Source organism: Alteromonas sp. a30, assembly GCF_026788005.1.
GTDB lineage: Bacteria > Pseudomonadota > Gammaproteobacteria > Enterobacterales > Alteromonadaceae > Paraneptunicella.
This window is the reverse complement of sequence record NZ_JABEPE010000001.1, coordinates 491,305-517,362: the sequence shown is the minus strand read 5'-3', so window position 1 is coordinate 517,362 and position 26,058 is coordinate 491,305. Positions and strand designations below refer to the sequence as shown.

Below are 26,058 nucleotides of genomic sequence, written 5' to 3'. Positions count from 1 at the left end.
GAAGCACCACTTAGCGCAGAAGCACCACTTAGCGCAGAAGCACCACTTAGCGCAGAAGCACCACTTAGCGCAGAAGCCCGCTTAGCGTAGAAGCCCACTTAGCGTTAACGCTTGGGCTAGCAAGGCTCTCAAAGACTAACGCATAAAACTCGGTAAACGATAACGACGAATTTGCACCACCATACCAAACATCGGGTGGTCAAAATAATGAATCTGATTACTGATCACACGGCGTAGCTGCATAAACGGATACGGCTTCAAAAAATAACGCGGCTGAGCCGAACCCTCTTCCGCCAATGCCTCAGCACGAAACGCCTCCGGCAACAACATATCATCCAAAACCATCGGCTGGCGATAATTCAAATGACTATCAATATGCAAATAAGGCACGCGACCAATATTCTGCAAATACAACTTAAAGCGCCCGTCCAACTCCCAAACCTGCTCAGGTTTCACATGCTCCGGGACTAAAGGCACCTCCAAAATTGGCAACGTCGACGCTTGCTCAGACGCCAGAACATCCGTTTGCTCCAACGCCGCTAACGCCTGCTCAATCTCATCAACCAAATTCGAAGCAGAAGCACTCAACAAAACACCTTGCTGCGTTTCATCAGAAAGACCTTCCTGTTCCCCCAACATCGAATTAGCATCCGCTTCAGGGGGCAATGGATACCCCTCATAAGTAAACGTATCCGAGAAATTCTTACCAGCGTATAAACGAAAATCCGATGCCTTTTCCTTACCAAACTCCACACGCTGACGCCAAGCAACGTGCAACAAACCATCGATATTACGCTTACGACTTAACCCCCTTGCGAGCTTACTTAACTTAAACTCAGAGGCGGGTAGCAAATACGGCCCTCGTACATCATTGCGCGCTAATCCCAGTAACGGATTAGGAACCGAGTCCGGGAAGGGAAGCGCAACCGGGGCTTGCTCTTCAAAACGACATGCTAGCGAGCTTGGCACCTGCCATTGAATAAGCCTGTTATCCGGCGTGTCAGACTGAAGTAAATCAGGAGCGAAGCTTGCTTCAACGTTCGCATCTTGCTGCATAACCGCTTCATCGGCACCGCCCACTTCTGAGGCCAGCATTTCACTGGATTGCTCAAGCGCTGCACCATCTTGATTAAGCTCACTAACAACAGAATTTAGCGTGTTTTGTGTTTCATTGGATTGCGCCGCCTCAGCCGGTTCCGTGGGTTCATCTTCTGGCATAGAAAACGCCATTTGTAAGGTTTCTAGCGAGGGTTCAGCCTGAGTCGTTTGCGGCTTTTGAGTACGCGCCTCAGATTGCTGAATGTGCTCAAATTCATCATAGGCGACAGCTTGTTCTTCAAGTGCCGAGTACTGTTCAGAGAGGGAAGGCGCTGTAAACTCAATATTGTGCGGGGCAAACAAGGTCTCGTCGATACGAAATGCAGGAGCGGTTTGCAAGGGAAGCTGAATTTCCGCGCTAGGATCCTCGTGGTAGCAAAGTGGCAAGAGCTGCTCAATTTTACGGGTGTCGGGCGATAACCGTTCGCTAATGAGGTCCTTAGCTTGGCGCAAGTCCACGGGGCTAATCTCATAAGGGAAACTTTCACGCAACTGGCTGCCGTCTATTAAGCGTTTAAATAAAATCACTTCAACATCAAACCACCAATTGTCACTTTGTGCGTGAAGTGTTGGGCTGATACCACTAAACACGCCACCAAGCGCAAAACACGCCGCTTTTATTGAGCGCGACAAGCGCTGCGCTTGAAGCGGGTTACTGAACAAAGTTTGCATAAAGGCCTAAGCTACCTGCTGTTTTTCGAATTCTTCCAACATGCTATTGATGAGTTTAACACGCTCATTTGCATTCTCTGTGGGAATTTTGAATTTGAGTTTTTGTGGGCCATCCAATTTATAAATATTCGGTTGTGATTGTAGCAGTCGAATTAAAAAACCGGGGTCAACCTTGGTTTGTTCCGAAAATTCAATCACGCCACCTGCGCCGCTGGCTTCAATTTTGGTGATCCCCAACCTGTTGGCAACCAACTTCATTTCACTGATAGCAATTAAATTGCGCGTGGCATCGGGCAGTAAACCAAAGCGGTCGATAAGCTCCACTTGAGCATCTTCCAGTTGGTCTGTGTTTTTACACGAGGCGATTTTCTTATATTGCGAAAGACGCGTGTTCACATCAGGAATGTAGTCTTCTGGTAGTAGTGCCGGAATACGCAGTTCAATTTCCGTTTGTTTGGAAAGCACGGAATCCAAGGTGGGCTCTTTGCCTTCTTTTAGGCATTCCACGGCTTGTTCGAGCATTTCCATATATAAACTAAAACCAATGGTTTGCATTTGACCGGACTGGTCCTCACCTAATAACTCACCTGCGCCACGAATCTCTAAATCGTGCGTGGCTAGGGCAAAACCGGCACCCAAATCTTCAAGTGATGAGATGGCGTCTAAGCGCTTTTTCGCATCCTTGGTCATACGCTTTGGATGCGGCGTGAGTAAATACGCATAAGCTTGGTGATGTGAGCGACCCACACGACCACGCAATTGGTGAAGCTGCGCTAAGCCTAAATGGTCGGCGCGATCCATAATGATCGTATTGGCAGATGGCACATCGATACCAGTTTCGATAATGGTGGTACACACCAATACGTTAAAGCGTTGGTGATAAAAGTCTGACATTACGCGTTCTAAGTCGCGTTCGCGCATTTGACCATGGGCTACGGCGACTTTCGCCTCAGGCACTATCTCAATAATGTCCTGCGCGGTTTTTTCAATACTCTCCACTTCATTGTGTAGGAAATACACCTGACCACCGCGCAATATTTCCCGCATGATGGCTTCGCGCACTAATGGTTTGTCCTTTTGGCGTACAAAGGTTTTGATAGCCAGTCGCTTAGCTGGTGGTGTGGCAATAATGGATAGATCTCGCATGCCCGAAAGCGCCATATTCAGGGTACGTGGAATCGGCGTGGCGGTGAGTGTCAGGATGTCGACCTCTGCGCGTAGTGCCTTGAACTTTTCTTTTTGTTGCACACCAAAACGATGTTCTTCATCAATGATGACTAAACCAAGGTTGTGGAATTTCACATCTTTTTGGATCAGCTTGTGGGTGCCGACGACAATATCCACGTTGCCCGCAGCAAGGCTTTCCAACACTTGATTTTGCTCTTTGGTGCTTTTAAAGCGTGACATCACCTCAACGCGTACTGGCGTGTTGGCAAAGCGGTCAACGAAGTTTTCGTAGTGTTGTTGAGCAAGTAGGGTGGTAGGCACTAATATCGCGACCTGTTTACTCTGACTGGCAGCAATGTAAGCCGCGCGCATGGCCACTTCGGTTTTACCAAAGCCAACGTCACCGCATACCAATCTGTCCATGGCATTCGGGGACTGCATATCGTTGAGCACTGCGGCAATGGCTTGTTGCTGGTCGGCGGTTTCTTCAAACGGGAAGCTGTCGGCAAAGCTTTGATAGCCATCCCATTCCACAGGGTAAGCGAAGCCGGGTTTTGCCGCGCGTTGAGCATACACATCCAATAGTTGTGCAGCAACATCACGAATTTTTTCAGCGGCTTTTTGCTTCGCTTTGCTCCAAGAATCTGAACCAAGTGAATGTAATGGGGCGCCATCGGTGTCACCACCGGTATAGCGACTGATTAAATGTAAAGCGCTAACTGGCACGTAAAGCTTGGCTTCTTTGGCGTACTCAATAGTTAAATATTCGGTGGTGATGCCGCCAACATCTAAGGTTTGTAAGCCTTTAAAGCGCCCTATACCATGCTCTAAATGCACCACGGCTTGCCCCGGCGTGAGTTCTGCCAAGTTGCGAATAACGGCGCTTTCGTCGGTGGCTTCTCGCTTGTCGCGCAAGCGGCGTTGGCTGACTTTGTGCCCCAGCAATTCAGTTTCGGTGATAAAGGCAAGTGGGGCATCGCTTTCATTGATAATAAAGCTGTGCTCAACTAAGCCAACGCAAATACCAATATTGTCGTGGCTGCTCAGGAATGCATCGAATCCCGACACCGTTTTGGGTTTAATGTCAGCTTTTTTGAGCAGGGTTTGTAACGTTTCTTGTCGCCCCTGAGACTCCGAACAGAACAGCACTTTGTAGCCGTTTTTCAGCCAGTTTTTAACGCTTTCTTGGATTTTACTCGTGGGGACTTTTAGTTGTGGATTGACTGCAATGTCGCCAATTTTGTCGATGGCGTAATTGCATATTTGGGGTTTGTCTACTTCGCCCACTTCGGAAAACAACGATACACGACGCCAGTTTTTTAGCTCAGCAAAAAGTTGTTCAATACGCAAAAATAGTTCGGTGGGCGGCAAAAGTGGTTTAAGTGGGTCCCAGCGGTGTTGCTCGTAGCGCTCGTTTAAGTCTGCCCAAAAAAATTCAGCCGATGACTGCAAATCACCATGAGATAAAATGAGTGTGTCTTTGGGCAAGTAATCGAACAAAGTGGCGGTGTTATCGAAAAACAGTGGCAAATAGTATTCGATACCCGCAGGAAGTACGCGGCTTGTTACATCGTGGAAAATCGAGCCTTTACCTATGCCGCCGTCGAATTGTGCCTTGTAGTTTTTGCGAAAACGCTCAATCGCGTCTTCGTCAGTGGGAAATTCGTGGGCAGGCAACATACGGATACGTTCAACGGTTTCTTGTGATCGTTGGTTATCTGGGTCGAATGTGCGAATGCTGTCAATCTCGTCGTCGAATAAGTCGATACGAAACGGTAGCTTACTGCCCATTGGGTATAAGTCGATAATACTGCCACGAATAGAAAACTCGCTGTGTGCCATTACCTGATTAACATGGGTGTAACCGGCTTTTTCTAAACGCAAACGAAATTCGTCGATGTTCAGTGTTTGGCCTTTTTCCAGCATCAATAGGAATTGACCTAAGTAATTCACTGGCGCCATGCGTTGCAACAAGGTGTTTACAGGCACAATAAAGATGCCGGATTTAGGCTGCGTGAGCTGATATAAGGTCTCTAAACGCTGGGAAATGATGTCCTGATGCGGCGAGAAATTATCGTAAGGCAAGGTTTCCCAATCAGGGAAAACTTGTACCTTGGCATCTGAAAAAAAGCGGATTTCCTTTTCTAATTTCAATGCACTAGGCGTGTCTGAGGTAACTAACAACACACGATTAGCGAACGTTTTTGCCGCTTGACTGATAGCAAGAGAAGCCGCGCTACCTTGCAGGTTTGCCCAATGCTGATGATCGCCTGCTTTTTTGGGCAGTGCAGGCGCGAAAATGCTACTGGTCATGAATAGTGGAAATTGCTTTGATTAAGGGTTAGTCGGCTGTCTGTTTTTACGTAATTGCTGTGCTTGTATGTGAAGACTGGCACGCACTAACAATTCCTGATCTTGTTCCCGAATTCGGGTGAAGATGAGCGAAACATTGTATTGCGGTGCCGTATTTTCGCAAGTTGACTCGTTGGTTGCAGGCTCGCATTCAATGACTTCGCCAAAGCAAAATACTGCGCTGGCTTCTACGTCTAGAAACAGTTTAACTTCATGGGTTGAGCCTAATGTCAGGGGTTTGTCGGTTTTAACCGTAACGCCACTGCCGCCAAATGACAGGGTTTGAAATTGAAAATCAACGGCGTCTTCTTGCCGCAACACGTAAGACATAATCAAGTCGATTTTATGCGACTGATGATTCAAAAATTCAGCCAGTTCGGAGGCGTGATCACTTAAGTTTCGTAGCGGGCGAATGGCTTTAGCTTCGATAGTAGAAATGTCGCTGGCAATACGAAAGGCGTAAGGCATGTGTTCGGTAAGGTGATCCACATCAGGAATGGGTTGACCATCGGCAACAGGCGTAATGTTGATATTGGTTTCGTGTTTAACGGCGAAATATTCTCGAAACTGTTCGCGTTTTTCTTCTAACGTTAAATTATCCATTGTTGGACAGCGAAATTCTTAAAGGTCACGTGATGTTAGGGTAGTACGAATTGGCTTAGTGAAGCAAGAATATCAGCAACAAGACATGCCCAATGTGTTGCTTGATTGCGCGTTGGGATTGCTGTTTGCAAACGGCTTTTCGATGCATTTTTCAAAAATACCACATTTATCTCAAGTGCAATTGTCACATCCGCAAACACCTTGCGTCTACTTCCCACAAACAGAATTTGCGCACATCGAAAATACAATAGCGATGTGGCGGAGCCTGCCTCTTTACTTATTTTCCCATGTTGACTTGTACCCAATTTTGAATGTTTTTTGGAGGTTTTATGCTGGTTGATCTCGAGCAGTCGCTTATTGCTTATTTGCAAGGCGTGATGTCGCCTTTGGTGACAACGCTACAGATAATGCCTACGCCGGATGCAGCGCAAGAACAAAGCGCCAGCGCACAGGTATATTTAGCCTTGCTTAAGGCCGATGAAAATACCCAGCTAAAAGGCGTGGGTGAAACCCTGCAACAAGATGAAAACAACGCGACCTATCGTACGTTAGCGCCTTTATGGCTGGATTGTACTTTCGCCATTTCGGCAAGGGTTGGTGCGGAAGCATTACAAAACGATGCGTATTTTCAACAAGTTGACTCCCAATCCCAAGCGGCTCGTTTGTTATTAAGTGATGTGATCAAACGTGTTGAAACAGACGCACAAGCGCTTGCACCTTATCTACAACACAGTTTTGTGGCAGAGGTAAATGCCAATCAAATTCACTCATTACAATTTTCCGGCTTACAACGAGATGAGTTAGGGGCGCTGAACTTATTGGTTCAAGTTACCGCCTCCATGCATCTGGTTGACGATGTGTTGGTTGGCTTACCGATTCTGACAACGGAAATCTCCAATTTTAAATCTATCGACTAACTGTTTCTTGCGTTATCTCGCAATAGATAGGGGCAAATCCCAATATCACCCTTGTTTTTAGTTCCTAATGTGTGGCGGTCGCTGTTTCTTAAGTGCACGTCACGTTGTTAACCCTGCACCATTCTGCAACATATGAGGATCTTCAATGAACGATCATAAAACACCCGGTGTCTATACCAAGGAAACATCGACACTAGCACCGTCCGTCGCACAAGTGTCCACTGCGGTTCCTGTGTTCATCGGGTACACAGAAAAAACACTAGAACGTGACGCTGACGGCTTACCACAACTGGTGCCAATTAGCTCCATGCTAGAGTATCAGAATACCTTCGGCGGCGCTTACTTAGACCCGAACTACACGGTAAAAGTAAAAGGCTATTCAATTTTAGATATCCAAACGCCAGCATCTTCTTACATCGTGACCCCAAGCTTGGAGTTATTCTTCAAAAATGGTGGCGGCGTATGTTATGTGATTTCACTTGGTACTTATGATCAAGTGCCAGACAAAGGCGATTTTGAAAAGGCATTGTTAAGCTTAGAAAAAGACGACGTACCATCGTTAATTTGCTTAACTGACGCGGTGAACTTGAACCCCGACGACTATCACGACTTGGTTCAACAAGCTCTGCTACATTGTTCTTCCATGGAAAACCGCTTCTGCATTTTAGATGTGTTAAATCACGATGCAGACGGCGCGGAACTTGGCATTGACGATGCTTCGGCAGCGTTCCGTGAAAGTGTAGGTAACAACAACCTCATCCACGGCGCGGCGTATTATCCGTATGTGCGTACTACTATTTCCCATGCCTTCACGGAAGATTCGGTGCGCTTAACGGGCTACGATGATGAAGTGGCGCAATTTACTACCGATCCGAACGGCGTGGCGTTTTTCTTCTCAGGTGATGAAGGCAAAGGCGCTAAGGTATCTGTGGTGACATCGGGTACGGCAGAATCCACCAGCATTACGGTGAATGACGCTGAGCTTGTGGTAACGCTGGCAAAAGATACCGACAGCATTTCGTCGGTTGCATTATTCAAAGTGTGGAATGCGCTAGGGAAATCGGCACGCGGTAAATTCAGCATGGCACTGCAAGGCACATCGGAAGCGCTTGTTACTCCATTTGCACCCACCGCACTTAGCTATCACGAAGGTCGCTATGTGCAGAACATGAACGGCTTAGGCGTGTTCTATTATGGTCCTGAAAGCAATAAACCGGCTGTAAGCATCGAAGTTGACCAAACGGAAACGGGCTTTGAAATTACACCGCAAGCGGATCCAGGCCAGAATTCTGAGTTACACATTTCTGTTGCTGCCGATGCCACTCTTGAAGACGTCATTGCTGCTTGGCAAGGCATCGCCGACACACAATTGTTCGACATCAAAGCCTTGGGCACTGGTGCCGCTTCTAGCATTTTAGCGCTGTCAAAAACGGAATTAGATTTCGCCACTTCTGATGTGAAATTGCGCGACATCAAATTTGATAAAGGCGCGTTATACAACGACATTCTTGCTGAGCTGAAATTGCAACGCATGGTATTACCACCTTCTTCTGCGATTGCCGGTATTTATGCGGCAAACGACAGCACGTTCGGTGTGTGGAAAGCGCCCGCAAACGTTGGTGTTGCTTCCGTTATTGAGCCTGTGCGTCGTTTAAATAATCGCGAACAAGAAAACCTCAACGTAGACGTTAACGCGGGTAAATCCATCAATGTTATTCGCACCTTTACCGGCAAAGGCACCTTAGTTTGGGGGGCGCGTACGCTGGCAGGTAACGACAATGAATGGCGTTATATCAACGTGCGTCGCTTGTTCAACATGGTAAAAGCATCGTTACAAAAAGCCACAGGTTTTGCGGTATTCCAGCCGAACACGCCCATTACATGGTTAAAAGTGCGTGCGCTAATGGAAAGCTACCTAGAAGACCTTTGGCAAGCCGGTGGTTTGGTGGGCGATACCAAAGAACAAGCCTTCTTCGTGCGTATTGGTCAAGGCGTAACAATGAACGAAGACGATATTTTGAATGGTCGCATGAAAATTGATGTTGGCCTTCGAGCAAGTCGTCCTGCGGAGTTCATCATTATCAACTTCACCCATCACGTATTAGACAACTAATACCAAAGAGCCAGTACCAAATCCAGTACCGCTTTTATGCTGCCGTTTGGTGGCACATTTCAACATCTTTATCTGGTTAACTTTGGGCAAAATGGCGAGCGTAAATCGTTATCTACTGCCGCGTTGACCAGCTCAAAATTGGAGTAACACACTATGGCATTATTGTCTTCTAACTACAGCGTGGAGTTTGTCGACCCCCTAGACGGTGAAGATGCGCCCATTGTCTGTAAGAAGGTTTACGGCCTAAACCTACGTTTAAAAACCGCGCGTTCCATTAACCAATTTGGTGCGATGGAAAACATTGCTGGCGATATCGAGCCGGTAACGTTAACGCTCGAACGCGGCGTAGGCAAAGGCTTACAAGGTTTGTATTCATGGTTTAAGCAAGTTCGTGAAGGCGATGTGGATAAAAAAGAAATCCTCATTACCTTGTACAACAATGCACAAAAAACCGATGAGCCAGCGGTAACGTGGCGTGTAAAACGCTGCTTCCCCATTGCCATTCATGCACCGGAATGGGACAGCGAAGAAAACACCATTGCGGTGGAAAAAATCGAGCTGATCGCCGAAGACCTTGAGGTTGAATTTCCTTAAGTTTTTAACCTAAATATCTGTTCCAAACTATCAGTCACCTTTAGAGAATTAGGAGCAAACCCTCAGCCGCAGGGAAGCGGCTGCGGAGCTTACATGGAAGTATCCACGGCGAGTTTGCGATAAATCTCTATGGGTGACTGACAATTAAACACAGCTATTTAGCCGTGCGCGGAGTCTTTGACCCGGCTTCGCGCGCTCTTTTTTTGGGGGAGTTATGGCTGCACATTTTATCAACAATCAGTTTATTCTTGTTTATCACGATGCCTCATACCAAGCAGGTAAGTATAGCGAATTTCATTTCGACAATATTGTTGGCATGAAAGCCGATGTTGGCATTGGTCTTTACACTGAAGGCACAGGTAATTTAGCCAATGTAAAGGCTGCCACGAATCCTGTTGAGTTTACTTTTCGTCAGTCACTAAAAGTCAGCAGTGGTGATACGGTTCAAAATTATCGTCGTTTTAAAAATGACTATAAAGGACGTTCAACAGTTGACGATGTTACATCCGATGTTGACCCCATTTCTGGTAAAGGCTCAATCGAGCGCAGTATTTACAAGTGGGCTGAGATTATCAACAAAGGTGCGTTGGATAGAAATACCGTAAAAGTTTACGTTGGCAACGGAGACCCAAGCGGAACCAGTTACAACTTTCGGCCTTTTATTGAACTTACCAATGGCATTCCGCAAAAAGCTATCATTAAACGCAACCCGTACAAAGGGGCCAATGTTGCCGAGCTAACCTTTATTGCTGATGCGATGAAAGTCACGGATGGATTTGTGGGGGAAGAAAAATGAGCTTTGTTGATCATACAGAAGACCTAAGAAATGGTTTAAGTTTTAATGCGGGCAAGCACGCACCGCCCGTGGTTTCTTATTTCCAAGTGACCTTTTTTCCCGGTTACTTAAACTATTTCAAATTTGCAAAAGTCGTGATTAACACAATAACCCATTTGCGAATCGAAGAATTAGCGGCATTTTCCACATTATTAGGGTTTGCAGATAACATCGATGATAGTTCATACGATGGAGTAAAGTCTGGCATCAACCCTTTGGACTTTCGCTTTAACAAGGTGTCGGGATTATCGTCTACAGTGCAAACCGATGTTATTTCAGAAGGCGGGTTTAATAACGAAATGATGCATATTCCATCGCGCGTCAGCCACGATAATTTAGTGCTAAAACGCGGCTTTGTTAATACTGGGAGTTCCCTTACCAGCAAAGAATTCTCTCTTGCCATGAATCAATTTATTTCGATCCCTGGTGAGGTGCTTGTCACGCTTAATGACCCTAATAGTAAGCCCCTGGAAGCGTGGTTATTTCGCAATGCGATTCCTGTTAAATGGGAGAATTCAGATTTAGATTCCGATGAAAACGGTATTTTCATGGAAAGTATGGAATTCGCTTACAGCCATCGACATCAAATCTATGCTGAGGGTGGCAGCGGTCACCAATTTGCGCACATTCTGTATTAAGGGGGTTGAGCATGATTGAAATCCGAGAATTGATTATCAAAGCAGAAGTCAAGTCATCGTCTAAAGCCAACTCAGAACCTTCACGCAAAAAAGCACCTTCATCGTCAAACTCAACTGTCTCTGTGGCTTCACTACGTAAGCAACTGGAACAACTTCAGGAGCGTTAAACCATGCCTATTAACCATGCCGCTATAGGTAGTGATGCCATTGCTACCGCATTGACCAGTCGATTGGAAATTCGTGCTTACAGCGATGTTAAAAGAGAAAAACGGCAATGGGACCGAGGGTTTGTTGCGCCGATTAATCCAGAGTCGATGAAAATAAAATACAAAAATACCTTAGCGGGTCAGGTCGGTTTGAATTCAACGGGGGCATCGTTATCTGTTGCTAGTAATCAGGCCGAAGAAATTTCCTTTAAATTGGTACTAACCGATTCATCTGCGTTTCATTACTCGGGTAGGAATGTTTTCACCTTGTTGAATAACTATGAAGCGGATAATTTTCAGAACATTGGTTATTCTGCAAGCCGGTTATTGGCAATCGCAAATGAAGAAAAGCTAAAAGGGCTATACAAAGATACAACTTTTGCCAATTCAAACGTCAGCCCGTTGCATTCAGGTGTCAATGCCGTCCCGTTGGGAGCCAGAGACGGCCATGTTGGGCGTGCTATTGAACGCTTTCTTAATTTAACTACGCAAAAAACCCTAAAAGATGGCGATAAAGACGCGCAAAATGCCTATTTAGGGTTGGTTTGGGGAAGAGTGTTTAATCGGCCTGGAGGTCTTGAGGCCGGTAAATTTAAAGCGAAAAGAAAGAAGATCTACCCCTGTTATTTAGACAGCGTTGATATCAATTACACGCATTTTACTCGCGATGGTCGTGTGCTTAGAGCCGAATTAGATTGCGTATTCAAAGAAGATTCATCGGATAACGGGTAGTGCTATGTCGAATTTAAAAATTGAATTGATTGATACCACTAATGATAAAAATATTGCTGGTGAGAAGGACCCTTTAGTCATTGATTCGATAAGAGTCACAAGGGAAGTTAATCGTATTCCCACCGCTAACATTACTTTTTTAGACCCAAGCGATAAATTCATTAAGCGTAGATTAAAATTAGGCTCCAAGTTAACCCTTAAAGTCAGTCAAAACGAAGCAAAGCTGCTCTTTATTGGGACTATCGTTAAAATTGACGCAAAGATTACATCCGACGGTGATTTAGTCGATATCACCTTAAAAAGCCCACTGAATGCACTAACGCAAAAAATTCAACACCGTTCTTTTACCTTCGAACAAAACCCAGAAATGCATCCTCTTATGCAGCGACATATTTCGGATTGGGACTTTTTAGTGTGCCTTGCGGATCTTTATCGAGCTTGGATTGTTGAGGAAATTAGCGCGGATGAAAAGCTTGAACAGAAGCTGATGTTTTTCCAGCAAAAGCCGCTGGATATGAATAATTATGAGCACACATCACACTTAGGCGACTACAAAATAGGCGCAAATCAAGGTAACAGTAAAATTTCGCTGGATAAAATTGAGTTTGAGAAACATGTCGGTAAGCCAGTTGTTCAACCTACAGTGCAATTAAAACCTGATACAGGTGCAGGTTATGACTATCTTCTTGGCAAAAAAACAGCGAGTAAAATTCTTGAAATCGAAAATGCCGAGGCGGCTGGGGGCAACTACGGCGAATTTCAGTATCACAATGATAAGCCTAAAGATAACAACAAAGAAGTCAGAGACCTGTTGTTAAATTATCGAAGTGGATTGTTAGCGGGAGACCAAAACAGCAATAAGCCCGCAAAAACCTTGGCATTACCTAATGCGTGGCCATCTTATCTGCCTAAACGTCTCGAAAAGTCTACCTCTCATTTTGGTATTCAAATGGCGCGTGCGCGAGAATGGAAGGTTCGAAATGCCTTGCTGCGCGGGAAAATGAAATTGATAAACAATGATCTTGTGGATGAAGGGCGTTATCAACAAGATAAACCCGATAAACCTGATGAAAAAGGCAATATTGCCCTTTTTCTGGGCCGTAAACTTTTTGTTGGTCAGGGAATGGGAAATCTTATTGATTTTGAAGGTGATCCAAGTAAAGCAACAGCGTTGCTGACCCGAATTAACCATTCAATTACCGAAAAAGGTTGGGAAACCACCTTGGAGTGGGGCTCATCACCAAAATTTCATATCGAAGAATTTCCCGATATGCAGCGCCCCCCAGCAAAGTCGATTCTTCCTGGACTTCAAGGTATTCACATTGCCGTTGTTAACGACGATTCACCGCGAAAAGATGGCGATGTAAAGGCGCATTTATTTGATATTAATACTGTTTTTACGTTCAGAAAAATAACTCGTAGTGCAAGCTCAAAGGTCAAAGGCGACAAGCAAAAGAAAGATAACGTAGAGCATAAAAACCGCCGTCAGGTGTGGCCCTCCTATAAAAAGGGAGACTTAATTCTTGTTAGCTTTACTGAAAGTGATCCTGCTCATGGCGTTGCATTGGCGGGTATCGACCTACCACTGTTTCAGCGTGAAGCATAGATTGCATCCTTGTTGTTAACTCATGACGCGCTATCGGGAGAGCTTATATGTCCGGAAATTACCTATCTTTTGAATTAGAAGAAGATATTGATAAAAAAACCATTTCCTACAACGCCATCGAATACGACGAAGAAGGAAATGAAACTCAGCGAAAAACCTATTTAACCTACGATTTCGCCAACGATACCCTCACATTTCAAGCAAAAAATATTCAATTCGCAACCGAAGCAATGGATGTCGACAAACCCAAGTAATAGCGTTGTCGTTTACCCCATTTCACTTTAAATTTTAGGAGCTATCATGGCTGATATTCCCCCGTTACAACAAGTGGGCTGGGCATTCCCGCCGACATTTGAGCGAGACACGCGCCAGCCGTTAATGCAAACAGGGCTTGATAACTTAGCCAAGTGTTTGCAGATCATGTTATCCACCGCCCCTGGTGAACGTAATTTTCATACGAGCTATGGTTGCGATGTGTCTGCTTACGCGTTTCAAGGCATGTCGTTTGAATTGCTGGAGTTAGTGGAAGACATTGTGGAGCAGTCTATCGACGAACATGAGCCGCGCATTGGCATTCAGGATATTCAAGTTGGGCCGAATCCGAATAACGATGCCGAGCTTATTGTGCAGGTTGCCTATCAAACACCGGAAGGTGAAAGCGCGGTGACGCAAATTCCATTTAATTTGAATACTGGCTTGCCCGTGTAGCTTTGTCGTTTTTAGGAGGTAACGCGTATGCTCGATATCGCGCTTAAATCCGATGACACCTTGATCATCGCCGTTACGCCCGCCGTCACGTTTTTACCGGGAACCGCGGTTGTTAAAAATACCCCAAGTGGCGTGTTGATTTGCAAAGCCGCAGGCAGCGAATTGCACATTACCTTGAAGGGCAGCAGTCATTGGAAAAGCGAAAAAAAGGCGTTGTGTAAGCAACCGGATGTCGACTCCATTACGGTGTCTGTGAATTACTCAACGGCAACGCATTCCATTATTGGTGTGATTAAAGTCGCGCTGACATCGTTACCCAAAACCCATGTTTCTGAGCTGACGACTATCGCTCAAAAAGACCCAATCGTACTGAAAGGTCAACCCTTTGATGTGCAGGTAAGCAACGACCTAAAAGCCATGTCGCCAAGTGATGGTTCTACCGACACGAACGTATACATGGGGAAAGTGCGTGTACAGCTTGCCGACCCGAAGTTTTATATCAAAACAGCGTAGCACTTAACGGCCCCCTTGCTTTCTTGCAACCCCCTTGTCTGGAAAATTAATTTATGAATATGAATCAAGCGATTGCGCGCTACGGCACGCAGCAGTATGAGCGTTTGGCTGCGCAGCTTAGCGCAGAGTATGTGTCTATTGAAGAGCGTTCCGTTGAACAGCAATTAGCGCTAATGCAACAGTTAGCCGCACATATCCGCTATTTCGATTTAGACAACCAAGACGCGGGAGATTGGCAAGGACTCTTCGAAGCTGATCCCGCAGAAATGCTCGCGTACTTAGCCAACCCTACGGATTTTGCGGTGGAAGCCGATGCGCCTTTGTCGTTGCAGCGCGAACAGCAAGATCGCTTGTCCTATTTGAGTCAGCCACAACGCGTGTTAGTCGGCATTTTCCTAAGAATGAGTCAGGCGGTGCGTGCGCGTTTTGCTACCTTAACGCAACAGCATTTAGACTTTTACTATCGCGACGTATTGCAAATGTCGCCAGCAAAAGGGCAAGCGGATTACGTGCATCTTATTGCGAAATCCCCGAGCAATTCCGCAGGCACTACGCTAACCAAAGGGACCTTATTTAATGCCGGAAACGATGCCGATGGCAACCCGATTCAGTTTGCTTTAGATGCCAATTATCAGGTGAATCAAGCGCAGCTTAGCGAAGTGAAATCCGTTCGTGTTAATCGCCACTACATTAGCCTTAATCAACTCAGGCAAACTTACCAAAACGGATTTGAAGTCGCACTACGCTGGGCGCTTGGTCAATACTTCCAAGGTGATGTGTTACCGAGCTTCCCTAAAGGCCGTTACTTCGACCAAGCGGTAGATTTAGCCTTCTTGGTAGACCGCTTTTTGTTCAACCCCGTTGAGCAAGGTTATACCCGAGAATTCCAAGATTACATCGTGAATTTGCTTGGTTTTGTGGATGTAGGTGATTTTGATAGTGCATTAGATGTTCACGTGCGCTCAATGGCAAAAACCGATTTAGATATTCTGTTCCAATACAAGCTCACTCAGCATATTGAAGGCAGCGTTTTTCCCCGTTACGGCACGCAAGCTGGCGGAAATATCCCACAAACGATTGATTTAGCCTTCTTGCTTAATCGTTATCAGACCTTTGGTGAAGGCGGTACAAGCAACGATGTGGCGCAAAAACAGGACTACATTAACTACGTGCTGCATCAGCTTGGCTTTACCGATGTGGCTGTGTTTGAAGGTTACATGAGCTTGTATCAAGCAGCGGTAGGCTGGTCGAACACCTTCCCCGATGAGAGTGAGTGGATTGTGGCGATGAGCAAGGTGGAAGCGGCGTTTACCAAGCGCTATCAACAAGATCAAATGCAAAACTTGCTGACCCAATATCTGCCTTCTACCAAAGGCGAAAAAGGTCAGCTACAAGTGTTGTTTGAATATATTTTTGGCGATCCGCAGCCAGGCGACCGTTTACCGGCAATGCCGTCAACCTCTGACACCTTAGAAACCTTATACCACCAACTAAAAGATGATCCGAAAAACCTAAAAGACAGCACGAAATTAGTGGCTCGTTACTTGTCTAAATTGGATTTAAGCGTTGCCGATTACCTGTTTATTTACGAGCGCCATTTAACTTCTGCATCGCTTTATGGTTTGCCCATAAGCCAGATTTTAGATGTAACCCAAGCGCCAGAAACGTCGTGGTATCGCTTCTTTTACAAATTGCAGCGCATTGAATTTAGTCGCCGCAATAAACAAACGCCGCGCCCCGGCAGATACGATGTTAAGCATATCGTGGCCGAAGAAAACGCCACCTTAGATGGCTCCAATCCCGCTTTTGGTCGCCTTGATGTGGCCGTAGGCAGCGACAAATATTATGGCCCGGGTTTGGCGGTCGTGTCGCCGCTGCTGCATTTGGCAGAAGGCGAGCGACGTATTCGTGTGGAAGTGGCGTGTCAGCAAGCGGATTTCCCATTAGATGATTTGCAACTGGCGAAAGACCAAGGCACTTTGCATTTTGATTTGCGCTTAAGTGGCGACGATGGCTGGCAAACCTTGAACACCCAAACACATGGCGAGCAAGTTAGCTATAGCATTCAAAATATTGGTAACGATTTAGTTGCCGCGCATTCGCCAGAAGCATTGTTGGTATTAACCAATTTGCCTGTGAGTGCAGTGAACATCAAAAATGGCGATAGCGTGGTGTGGGATGATGGCTCTATTTGGCAAGTGTATAACGCCACCTCAACCCAGCTTCAGCTTATCTACTTAAGTAAAGTTGAAGGCTTATCGAACCAGCAATTCTGGCATGTGCCACAGCTTGCCTTTACTCAAAGTACCTCGCCATTAACCACGTTAACCTACGCGCCAGTCAAGCAAGAAGTGTCGCTGGCACCAGCCGATGGCGGTTTTGGTAGCGCGGGTGAAATTATCGAGCAAGGCGATTACGTGATTTTGCACTCAGGTGAAGTGCTAAGTGTTACCGAAATTCTGCCCGATAATCTCACCGCAAAAGTCACGTTGTTGGGCGTGTTACCCGCCAGCATGATGAGCAGCATTAATGGTTCCAGTAACGCCTCAACACATCATCGTATTACCTCGCTGACGCTGCGTGATAGAAGCATTGTGGGCGATATTGTTCCGCAGGGGTTAGTTGGGCGCAGCGCTGCAAACAGCGATTCAAACAATAGTGCTAACGACAAATTACTCTTCAGCGGACGCGACCTAAACCGTATGTTGCGCTTCCCAAGTGGCCTTAACTTAAGTATTCGCCAACTGGTTGAACCCACGGATGGCACCGACGATAACGACCCGGAAAAGCCTTTCGCACAAGCGTTAGTGAATATTCAGCCGACAACCGAAGCGGACTTTGACGACCCCCGAATTAAGAAGTTTTCAACCTATCCGGGGTTTGTGTTCGATATTCATTTAGATTCCACGTTGCCAGCAGTCACACCTGCGCCAGCCTCAGAAGCCGTACCGGGATTTGCGCCTATCGAACCTGTGTTACAAATTAAACTGGCCAATATTGTTGATACCACGCAAGCCCAAGAAGCGGTGGATATCGCCTACGAATACTTTTCCCATGTGCGTTTGCATAATGTGCGAGTCCATGTGGATGTGCGTGGCTTAACCCAATTGCAGTTAGCCAACGACGATACCCTGTTGGCAGCGGAGCAGCCATTCCAACCTTTTGGCTCGCAGCCTTATGCGGGGTCGTCTTTGTACTTTAGTCACTATGAGTTGGCGCGCAAAAAGCTCTCCAACATTCGGCTGAACATGGAATGGGTGGATTTGCCGGAAAACTTGGGCCAGCACTATCAAGCGTATCGTGATGCTTATCCAGACCAAGTGCCTGCGCTGAGTAATTCAGCGTATCAGGTGAAAATGAGCTTGTTTAATCAGCGCAGCTTTATTGAACAAGAGCAGGACTTACTGCTACTCAATACCGATGCGCAAAACACCAGCCATATTGAGGTTGAACACGGCTTTGCGCATTCTAGCTACCAGTTTTTGCCACGCTATTCAACGGTGGCACCAGCGTCGCCATTAGACAGCGAGCGTTATTTTAAACTGACGCTAAACAACCCTGATTTTCAGCACAAGCTGTATCCGCATGTGGTGCGTAAACTTAGCTTGCAAGCCTCGAAAAGCGAAGGCGCGGAACTGCCATTAATTAACGAGCCGTACACGCCTCAGGTAAGGTCGTTTAGTGTGGATTATCAGGCGGAAGAGGTATTAACGCCGGATATTTACGATACCGACGAGCATTCTCTTTTAGCGCATTTGCATCCGTTTGGTGGCATTAATGTGAACCAAACCATTAACCCCAATCGCTTAGAATTAGGCGCGAGTTTGTTGCCGCAATTCGACGACGAAGGGTATTTGTATTTGGGACTGGAAAAAGCCAATCCGCAAGATGAAATTAACTTACTGGTGCAAGTCGTTTCAGGAACCGGTAAAGCGAATTTATCCACACCAGCGCTGCATTGGTATTACCGTAGTGAGCAAGGTTTAAAAGCCTTGCCATCGGAAAATCTGCTGGACGACACCACGCGCTCCATGAGCTTTTCTGGTTTGATCCGCGTGCGCTTACCCGACGATATCGCCCTAAACGGCCCATTGTTACCGCAAGGCAAACATTGGTTGGTGGCACAGGTACTAAACAACGCCGATTCTGCCGCACGCATCGAAGCCATTACCCCGCAAGCCATGCGCGCGAATCGTGTTACTCCCATTAGCGCTAACACAGACCCCATTTTAAGCGCAGGTTCGGTGCAAGGTTTGGTAAATGCAAACGGGAAAATATCCTCGGTTGAGCAGCCATATGCCTCGGTTTCTGGACGCGCTGAAGCATCGGATACCGCGTTTTACCGTGATGTTAGCGAGCGTTTGCGGCATCGAAACCGGGCGGTCACGCTGTGGGATTATGAGCGATTGCTACTAGCGCGTTTTGCGCAAATTCGTCAGGTGAAATGCTTGGCAGACAACGAATTGCCATCGGCAGAACCCGGTGTATCTGGATCACAGGCAACTCAGCAAGCTCCGGGAGCAGTAACCTTGGTGGTGCTGCCGGAAATGAAAGGCCAACCTATTGATAACGTGTTAAAGCCTGCGGTATCGCCGGATTTGCTCACTCAAATTCAAACCGAGTTAAGCCGCGTTGCGCCGCCGCAAGTGCAACTGAATGTGATTAATCCGGTACACGAAGAAATTCGTTTCCGCGTAGCGGTGCGCTTTAACCAAGGTTTTGGGCCGGGTATTTATCAAACTCATGTGGTGGAGGCGATTAAAGCCTTGTTAACGCCTTGGGTGGATGCACAAGCCGAGCCTATTCAAATGGGTAATCGCTTCTATTTCTCGGAAGTAATTGACCATCTTGAACGCCAAGAATACGTAGATTACGTGGCGAACTTGACCTGCTTTAAGCGCGTCACCCTGAATGCGGGTACTGATGAAGAAAGGCAAGTGTGGGAGCCGGTGTTAGGCGGTTCGGTGCGGGTTGATCGCCCAGACGCCATGCTGGTGTCCAGCGATTTTCACCGTGTTGATGTTATCGCTAGCGAACACTTCGACCCAGAAGATTATCAAGGTGTTGGCTACATGGTGGTTGAACTGGACAACATCGTGCAGTAACTCACGTTAAGCAAACAAATTCATATCTACATTAAACCAATTTTGGTCCCCCATTTTTTCGTTCAAATAAAGAATAAGGTAACGCTATGACAGCAAAGAATCGTCGCGAGTTAAAACAGAAATTTCGTACCGGCGCACAACCCACCGCGCAAGATTACGCCGATGTATTTGATTCCGGTTTTAATGCCTTAGATGACGGCATTAGCAAACCGTTAGAACCTTACTTGCCTGTGCGTATTAAAGGTAACGGGGCAGGATTAAATATTTTGGATTTCTACAATGATGATAACCATCATTGGCGTATGAGTTTGCTCTCCGACAACGACTCCGGTTACACCATTGCCGACCCTTCTGGTAACACGCATTTCTTCATGGAAGATGGCTCGGGTAACATCGGTTTAGGCATGAGCAAACCCAAAGCTAAATTACACATTAACCAAAGCGACGATGCGGGCGATGCCTTGTACGTTGAAGACTTTGCCAACGATGATACCCCAACACGCATTACCAACGCCGGTAACATTTACGTGCGTTCGCAAGTGGAAAGCGAAATCGAGGGGGCGAACTTTTACGTTAACGGTGACACGCGCATTGTAAACGAAACCAGTGACCAGTCGTTTATGCACATTAACCGCTTTGGAGGCATTAGCTTTAATGCGTTGACCACCAGCACGTCGCCACAAGTGGATATGCATTGCCCTATGTACTTGCACGATGCTTTAGTGGTGGATAGTGACGTGGAAATTAAAGGCAAGCTGACGGTTAATCAGGAAATTGATATTAAGTCGGTTGCTCAAGCCAATGGCGGCACAATTCAATTGGGCGATACCAACGGTGATCAGGTATCGATTCCCGGCCTTTTGAATTCTGGCGATGGCGACGCCCTGCAAATTAACGATTCGGTGAATGTGTATGAGCATTTACAGGTTGGTGCCACGGCGCAAATATCTACCAGCCTACAGCTTGGCGCGAGTCAAACGGTGAATACCATTTCCAATGATCTTGGTGATGGGTTAGATGCGGGTAAGTTATTAACAGAACGGGCGATCCACCAAATTATGCCAAGGGGCGCAATTATCATGTGGTCGGGCACCGAGGTGCCTAATGGTTGGGCGTTATGCGATGGTGAAAACGGGACACCGGATTTACGTAGTCGCTTCATTATTGGTGCAGGCCAAGGCAGTGGGCTAACGGAAAGAAGCTTGTTGCAAAAATCAGGTAGCGAAACCAAAGTGATTTCGGTCGCTAACATGCCAAGCCATAAACATACCCTAAATGAAGCGGCGCATAATCACGGCGTTAACGACCCCGGCCATAATCATAACATTAATGACCCCGGTCACTCGCATGTATATCGCGGTCACAGAAATAACGACGGGGATGATGCAGACGATAGAACACAGGCTACCCATGATGGTGATAAAGACACGAGTCGGGCAACAACGGGTATCACGCTGGATAGCAGTAGTTCAAATGTTAGTTTAGATGAAGCCAAGACCGATATCACTATGGATGCAACAGGGGGCGGTGAAGCACTGGATATTATGCCTCCATTCTGTGCCTTGTATTTCATCATGAAGCTTACCGGTTAGGAGAATCATTGTGTCAGATACCTACGCATCAATCCCGCTCGAATTCGATGCCTTAAAAGCGACGGCTCTGCAAGATGCTGAGCAACTGGCATCAACAACATGGACAGACCACAGCACATCCGACCCCGGCGTCACCATTTTAGAACAGTGTATCGCCCAGTTCTTGCGCTTAGGCAACAAGCTAAATTTGCCGCTGGCGGATTTACTGCAAAGTCGCGGTAATATAGTTGAGCCGCTACCAGATTTAGCCTTTCCCGCAGCGCAAACCGTGCCGAACCAGTTTTTTACTGCCGACGAAGCACTTACGACCGCGCCCGTTAGCATTAACGATCGACGCCGTATTTTGCTAGACCATCCGTTGGTGGCAAATGTGCAGGTGGAGCCAGTCATTGCTAACGAGAATCCGCTTTATTGGAACGCGGCAACCCAAGATTTCACCTTCGATGAGCTGCAAGGCGAACACGAAATTACCTTGTCTGGGCGCTATCGTGCGCTGGTGGAATTAGTGCCGAATCATCAACTGGATTCGGGTGAACGGTTTGAGTTGTCACAAGCCTTGTTAGCGCAGTTAAAGCAACAACGTAATTTGAGTGAACAATGGCAAGAAGTGATTCTGTTAGAGCCCGAATTCGTTAAAATTAAAGGCGGCATTAGCTTAAAAGCCAGCGCCGATGTGGAACAAACCTTAATTGACATCCACGAAGCCATTTCTCACTACATCAACCCGCCGCTCAGAGCCCAGAACAAAGCGGATTTGTTGGCGCAAGGGTTATCGAGTAACGAGATTTACCAAGGGCCGAAGCTAGAAAATGGCTTTTACTCAGAGTCCTCACTGAACAATATTGCTATTCGTGAAGAAATTCGGGTGTCGGATTTGATTCGCATCATTTTGGATTTTGAGCAAGTGGAAGTGGTGCATAGTTTGTTGCTATCGAATTTTGCCAACCCTAGAGATGACGATTGGCGACAATGGGTACTGCCTATTTCCAGTGGGCGCGTGCCACGATTAGAGCCAATTCTGACGGTAGTTGACGACGGTGATGATGCAAGTTCAGAAAACATCAAGGTTGAAGGCTTTATTGATTGCTTCAAGCAAAATGTGTTGTGCGAAGTCGACTCGCAGGTGCTCAGCACAAAATTGCAGGAAAAAGCAGAACGTCAGCGAGCGTTAAAACAAAGCGTTGAATGGCGCGATGTTACTTTGCCAAAAGGCACTGCAACGGATTTAAGCTACCGTTCATTGCAACAGGATTTCCCTGTGGTTTACGGCCTTGCTGATAACCAATTGCCGGATTCCGTTGGCCCCGCACGTCTTGCGCAAGTGAAGCAGTTGCAAGGTTATTTGTTGTTATTCGACCAAATTATTGCCAACTATCATCAACAATTAGCCAATATGGGCGAGCTGCTTAACAGCAAACAACGTCCGTTGCGCACTTATCAAGAAGGGGAATTTAGCGCGACCGATATGGATGTGCTTACCCTTGACGATTATTGGTCGCAAATTAAAAGGTTGGTAGAAAGCGAACTGACCACGCTGCCACACGAACAACATGCACAGCGCGAAAACCGTTTATTAGATCATTTATTCTCGCGTTTGGGCGAAGCCTTTAACGATCATTCTTCGTTAGGCTTTAGCTTTGGCACCGACGGCTTCTTGCAGTATTTGCAAAGTAAGCAAGCCTGTTTGGCGCAATTAGCCGAGCTTGGGCAAACTCGCTTTTTGGGCGCGGACTATGCCGCACCTTTGCAAAATCAGCAGCAAGACCAGCCGCAAAACCCGCAGCAAAACCATAACCCCAAAACCGTGTCGGGTGCTGAGCGCCGTATTCATGCGTTCTGTGGCTTAACTACCGATGAGCAAAACGCCTTTGTAATGGTTGAGCGCGCCTTGTTGTACCCAAAAACAACAGCCGATTTGCCCAGCATTCAGCGTCACGCAACATTGCGTGCTGAGCTTCGAAAAGACGGTAACTATTACACCATTTTGCAAGCGCCCGAACATGGGTTGCAAGAAGGTGATGTGATTAGCGTGTTTGGCGCGGCGTTTGCGGGTGTTGCCGATGCCAAAGGCAATGTAGAAGCGCTTGAAGGCGCTTCCCCAGATGCGAACTTTGCCAACACTTTAGATGAACAATACACGGGTGCTTACGCGGTTCGAGTGATGGATAAACACACCCTTGAACTGGCATTGGATTTAAAGCTTAACCCAGAAAACAGGCAAATTCGTTTTGTGTTCGATGCGCGTTGGGTGCGTGGTTTGCACTACACCAATCCTTATGCCATGCAAGTGGATGTAGTGATCAACAAAGACGTTGGGCGTTTAGCGCAGACGGGTTTTCGTCAGGTGTTGTTAAATCAAATTCGTCAAGAACTTCCAGCCCACATTGCCCCGCATATTCATTGGCTATCGGATGAGCAATGGCCAACATTTAAAGGGCTTTACGATACATGGCGAAGCGCTTATCAAGCGATGCTAACCAATGATGTGAGCCAAGCTGGCGAAAATGAATCGAGCGAAAATGAGGCTAATGAAAACAGCTTGAATGCAAAGGTAGATGCTGCTGCCAACCCTCTGCTTGCTCATTTAGTGTAGCGCAGGAGGCAGTATGGCTAAGCACCTGATTAACCGCGTGGTTTTTGCGTTTTCTAGTGAGGATGAAAGCAATGCGAAACGTCAGCAAGATGCGGTTAGCCGTTATTTTAGGAGTTCGTTAAAACCGGCTTTAGACAAAGCCTTAACGCGGCTTTCTTCAAGTAACGAGCTTATTCGCATCGACCGCTTGGAAATTGATTTGGGTGAGTTCCGTCACAGCATTGATGAACAAAACGTGGTTCGGGATTTGCCCCAATTACTGCAATCCAGTATTAAACGGCAAATTCAAGACAACAAAGCCAAGGTGTTGCCGCTCAATGCCGCGAACACGCCTTCGAATACTGCGAATAATGCGGCTAACTCAACCGCTAATTCAACTGCTCAATCAAGCGCGTTTCATGGTTTTCGAGGGCCTGATTGGGATGAATTACCCACGGAATATCAAGACTTTTTCAAAGAAGTGGCTGAGTTTCATCGCACTTTTGGGGAGGGCGAGTCAAATGCTCATCGTGGAAATGACTTCGGTAAAAACCTTGGCGATACGAATGGCGATTTTGCCGATCATTTTGATGAAACCGATTTAGAAGCCGCCGCTGAGTATTTTGCTGATGAGTTTGCCGAAGAGTTAGACGATGGATTTATCGAAATCAACCCGTTGGATGAGCAGTATGCCTTTCGTGGTGAGCAAGATGCTGGACTTGATGACATAGAAAACCAAGCCGCAGCGAATGAGTCTCAGGACAACGAACACGCCTTGTTGTTCTTTTTACGACACGGTGTGTTGCCGTGGTGGTTTAAGGATGCCGATTTTAACCTTGTTGATGAGTTAAATGTGGATAATCCCCAAGACGCTCAGGCGCTAATTGAGTGTTTTAACCAGCATGCTGCGCTACGTGAGCGTTGGGTGTCGCACGCGTCGTTTTCGCAAAAGTTGGCGTTGTTGGAACACTGGCCGGAATCATTACACAATCAATCGCTAGCGGCCTTTTTGTTGGCTTTGTTTAAGCAATCACAAGATGCATTACGTCAGCAACAAGCGCCGGTGTTGATGTCTTTCGACCCGCTTGCACAAGTGGCATGGCACGCCATTTTTAGCAACGAAATGGCAGGCAAAAGCATCATGCAAGCCTTGCCAATTTTGCTGCAAGCATGGTCAGGGCTGCCACACTTTTCTCACTGGTTAGCACTGCTTGAAAATGCGCCTAAAACCGTATCGGTGAGTAACGCGTTTTTAAGTCAAGAACAATGGCAACGTGGTTTGGAGTGGCTCTTGAGCAAGGCGTTTGAAAACCCGGTGTCGGCTAATGTCGATAGCGCAGTATCGCCTATGCAGCACCCGGCCTTTATGCTTGGGCCGCAATGGATAGAGGGTAACGCACCGCTGGATTTAGTGCCTATTCATAATGCCGGTTTGAGCTTGTTTATTCCGCATCTACAAGCGTGTTTTAGCGAATTAGGCTGGCTGGAACAAGATAGCGGCTGGTTCAAATCTCACGCCTTGCAGCAAAAAGCCCTGTATTGGCTCAATTATTTAGTGCTTGGCGAGCCGGACGATACCGCACTTTTAGGTCCCACAATCTGCGAACCGCAAGTGCCTTTGTTGAAAGTGCTGGTGGGGTTGCATCCTGCCAATAACATTTGGGGCGACTGTTTACTTAGCGAGCAAGAAAAACATGCCGCTGACGCGTGGTTAATGCGCTTTGTTAGCGGCTTCGACACGCTAGCGTTTGCCTCCGCGCAAGCGGTTCGCGAAGCGCTACTACAGCGTCCCGGATTATTTGGTGAACGCGGTGGCACATGGCTGTTGCGCGTGCAACCGGAAGGGCGCGATATTTTGCTGCAAGCACATATTCAATCCTTTACTTCTTATTTACTGCCTTTTATGCCCATTGCCATTGATGTGGAGTGGGGCGAATAAAACCAACGCTTACCTGTATTAGATCGCGCTAACTCATTGTGTCTTATGGCTTTAATAGCAACCGACATTGTGCAACGGGCATTTAGTACGTTAATC

At 46.8% G+C, this 26,058-nt stretch carries 19 protein-coding genes; 15 read left to right on the top strand and 4 right to left on the bottom strand.

The genetic code is table 11. The features are described 5' to 3' along the window. Nucleotides 1–135: 135 nt before the first annotated feature. The 4 genes from HJG39_RS02145 to HJG39_RS02130 are packed head-to-tail and all read right to left on the bottom strand — an operon-like array spanning nucleotide 136 to nucleotide 6,080. Nucleotides 136–1,770, bottom strand: a complete 1,635-nt coding sequence (locus HJG39_RS02145) for a CsiV family protein (RefSeq protein ID WP_268406238.1) — start codon at nucleotides 1,768–1,770, stop codon at nucleotides 136–138. A 6-nt stretch (nucleotides 1,771–1,776) separates the two neighbouring features. Then, nucleotides 1,777–5,250, bottom strand: a complete 3,474-nt coding sequence (gene mfd / locus HJG39_RS02140; RefSeq protein WP_268406235.1) for a transcription-repair coupling factor — start codon at nucleotides 5,248–5,250, stop codon at nucleotides 1,777–1,779. 21 nt (nucleotides 5,251–5,271) lie between these two features. Beyond that, the gene (locus HJG39_RS02135) at nucleotides 5,272–5,892 is read right to left on the bottom strand and encodes a PilZ domain-containing protein (RefSeq protein ID WP_268406233.1); all 621 of its coding nucleotides are present in this window, start codon (nucleotides 5,890–5,892) and stop codon (nucleotides 5,272–5,274) included. Nucleotides 5,893–5,927: 35 nt separating this feature from the next. Then, nucleotides 5,928–6,080 (bottom strand): hypothetical protein, encoded by a 153-nt coding sequence (locus HJG39_RS02130; protein WP_268406232.1) that lies wholly within the window; start codon nucleotides 6,078–6,080, stop codon nucleotides 5,928–5,930. Nucleotides 6,081–6,221: 141 nt separating this feature from the next. Here HJG39_RS02130 and HJG39_RS02125 point away from each other — a divergent pair, with 141 nt between their 5' ends. The 15 genes from HJG39_RS02125 to HJG39_RS02055 all read left to right on the top strand — a co-directional run bounded on the left by HJG39_RS02125 (nucleotide 6,222) and on the right by HJG39_RS02055 (nucleotide 25,962). After that, nucleotides 6,222–6,809 carry a hypothetical protein gene (locus HJG39_RS02125; RefSeq protein WP_268406230.1) on the top strand — a complete coding sequence of 196 codons (588 nt, stop codon included), beginning with the start codon at nucleotides 6,222–6,224 and terminating at the stop codon, nucleotides 6,807–6,809. A gap of 145 nt (nucleotides 6,810–6,954) precedes the next feature. Further along, nucleotides 6,955–8,922: a phage tail sheath C-terminal domain-containing protein gene (locus tag HJG39_RS02120; protein WP_268406228.1), complete on the top strand. Its 1,968-nt coding sequence runs from the start codon at nucleotides 6,955–6,957 to the stop codon at nucleotides 8,920–8,922. A gap of 153 nt (nucleotides 8,923–9,075) precedes the next feature. Then, a complete protein-coding gene (locus tag HJG39_RS02115) occupies nucleotides 9,076–9,516 on the top strand; it encodes a phage tail protein (protein ID WP_268406225.1) in 441 nt (146 codons plus the stop codon). Between the two features lie 214 nt (nucleotides 9,517–9,730). Next, nucleotides 9,731–10,312, top strand: a complete 582-nt coding sequence (locus HJG39_RS02110) for a hypothetical protein (protein WP_268406222.1) — start codon at nucleotides 9,731–9,733, stop codon at nucleotides 10,310–10,312. Further along, nucleotides 10,309–10,989: a phage tail protein gene (locus HJG39_RS02105; protein ID WP_268406220.1), complete on the top strand. Its 681-nt coding sequence runs from the start codon at nucleotides 10,309–10,311 to the stop codon at nucleotides 10,987–10,989. The genes HJG39_RS02110 and HJG39_RS02105 overlap by 4 nt, the downstream gene beginning before the upstream one ends. 11 nt (nucleotides 10,990–11,000) lie before the next feature. Continuing rightward, nucleotides 11,001–11,156, top strand: a complete 156-nt coding sequence (locus tag HJG39_RS02100) for a DUF5908 family protein (protein ID WP_268406218.1) — start codon at nucleotides 11,001–11,003, stop codon at nucleotides 11,154–11,156. A gap of 3 nt (nucleotides 11,157–11,159) precedes the next feature. After that, complete coding sequence (locus tag HJG39_RS02095; protein ID WP_268406216.1) at nucleotides 11,160–11,927, top strand: CIS tube protein; 768 nt, start codon at nucleotides 11,160–11,162, stop codon at nucleotides 11,925–11,927. Between the two features lie 4 nt (nucleotides 11,928–11,931). Then, nucleotides 11,932–13,533: a hypothetical protein gene (locus tag HJG39_RS02090; RefSeq protein ID WP_268406215.1), complete on the top strand. Its 1,602-nt coding sequence runs from the start codon at nucleotides 11,932–11,934 to the stop codon at nucleotides 13,531–13,533. A gap of 47 nt (nucleotides 13,534–13,580) precedes the next feature. Continuing rightward, nucleotides 13,581–13,787: a hypothetical protein gene (locus tag HJG39_RS02085; protein WP_268406213.1), complete on the top strand. Its 207-nt coding sequence runs from the start codon at nucleotides 13,581–13,583 to the stop codon at nucleotides 13,785–13,787. 46 nt (nucleotides 13,788–13,833) lie between these two features. Further along, nucleotides 13,834–14,241, top strand: coding sequence for a GPW/gp25 family protein (locus HJG39_RS02080; protein WP_268406211.1), 408 nt, complete (start codon nucleotides 13,834–13,836; stop codon nucleotides 14,239–14,241). Between the two features lie 27 nt (nucleotides 14,242–14,268). Beyond that, nucleotides 14,269–14,754, top strand: a complete 486-nt coding sequence (locus HJG39_RS02075) for a hypothetical protein (RefSeq protein WP_268406209.1) — start codon at nucleotides 14,269–14,271, stop codon at nucleotides 14,752–14,754. Between the two features lie 53 nt (nucleotides 14,755–14,807). After that, on the top strand, nucleotides 14,808–19,859 hold the full coding sequence (locus tag HJG39_RS02070; RefSeq protein WP_268406206.1) for a hypothetical protein: 5,052 nt from the start codon (nucleotides 14,808–14,810) through the stop codon (nucleotides 19,857–19,859). Nucleotides 19,860–19,945: 86 nt separating this feature from the next. Further along, the gene (locus HJG39_RS02065; protein ID WP_268406205.1) at nucleotides 19,946–21,451 is read left to right on the top strand and encodes a phage tail protein; all 1,506 of its coding nucleotides are present in this window, start codon (nucleotides 19,946–19,948) and stop codon (nucleotides 21,449–21,451) included. Nucleotides 21,452–21,461: 10 nt separating this feature from the next. After that, a complete protein-coding gene (locus HJG39_RS02060) occupies nucleotides 21,462–24,044 on the top strand; it encodes a hypothetical protein (RefSeq protein WP_268406202.1) in 2,583 nt (860 codons plus the stop codon). Nucleotides 24,045–24,057: 13 nt separating this feature from the next. Further along, a complete protein-coding gene (locus HJG39_RS02055; RefSeq protein WP_268406201.1) occupies nucleotides 24,058–25,962 on the top strand; it encodes a contractile injection system tape measure protein in 1,905 nt (634 codons plus the stop codon). The last annotated feature ends 96 nt before the right edge of the window (nucleotides 25,963–26,058 follow it).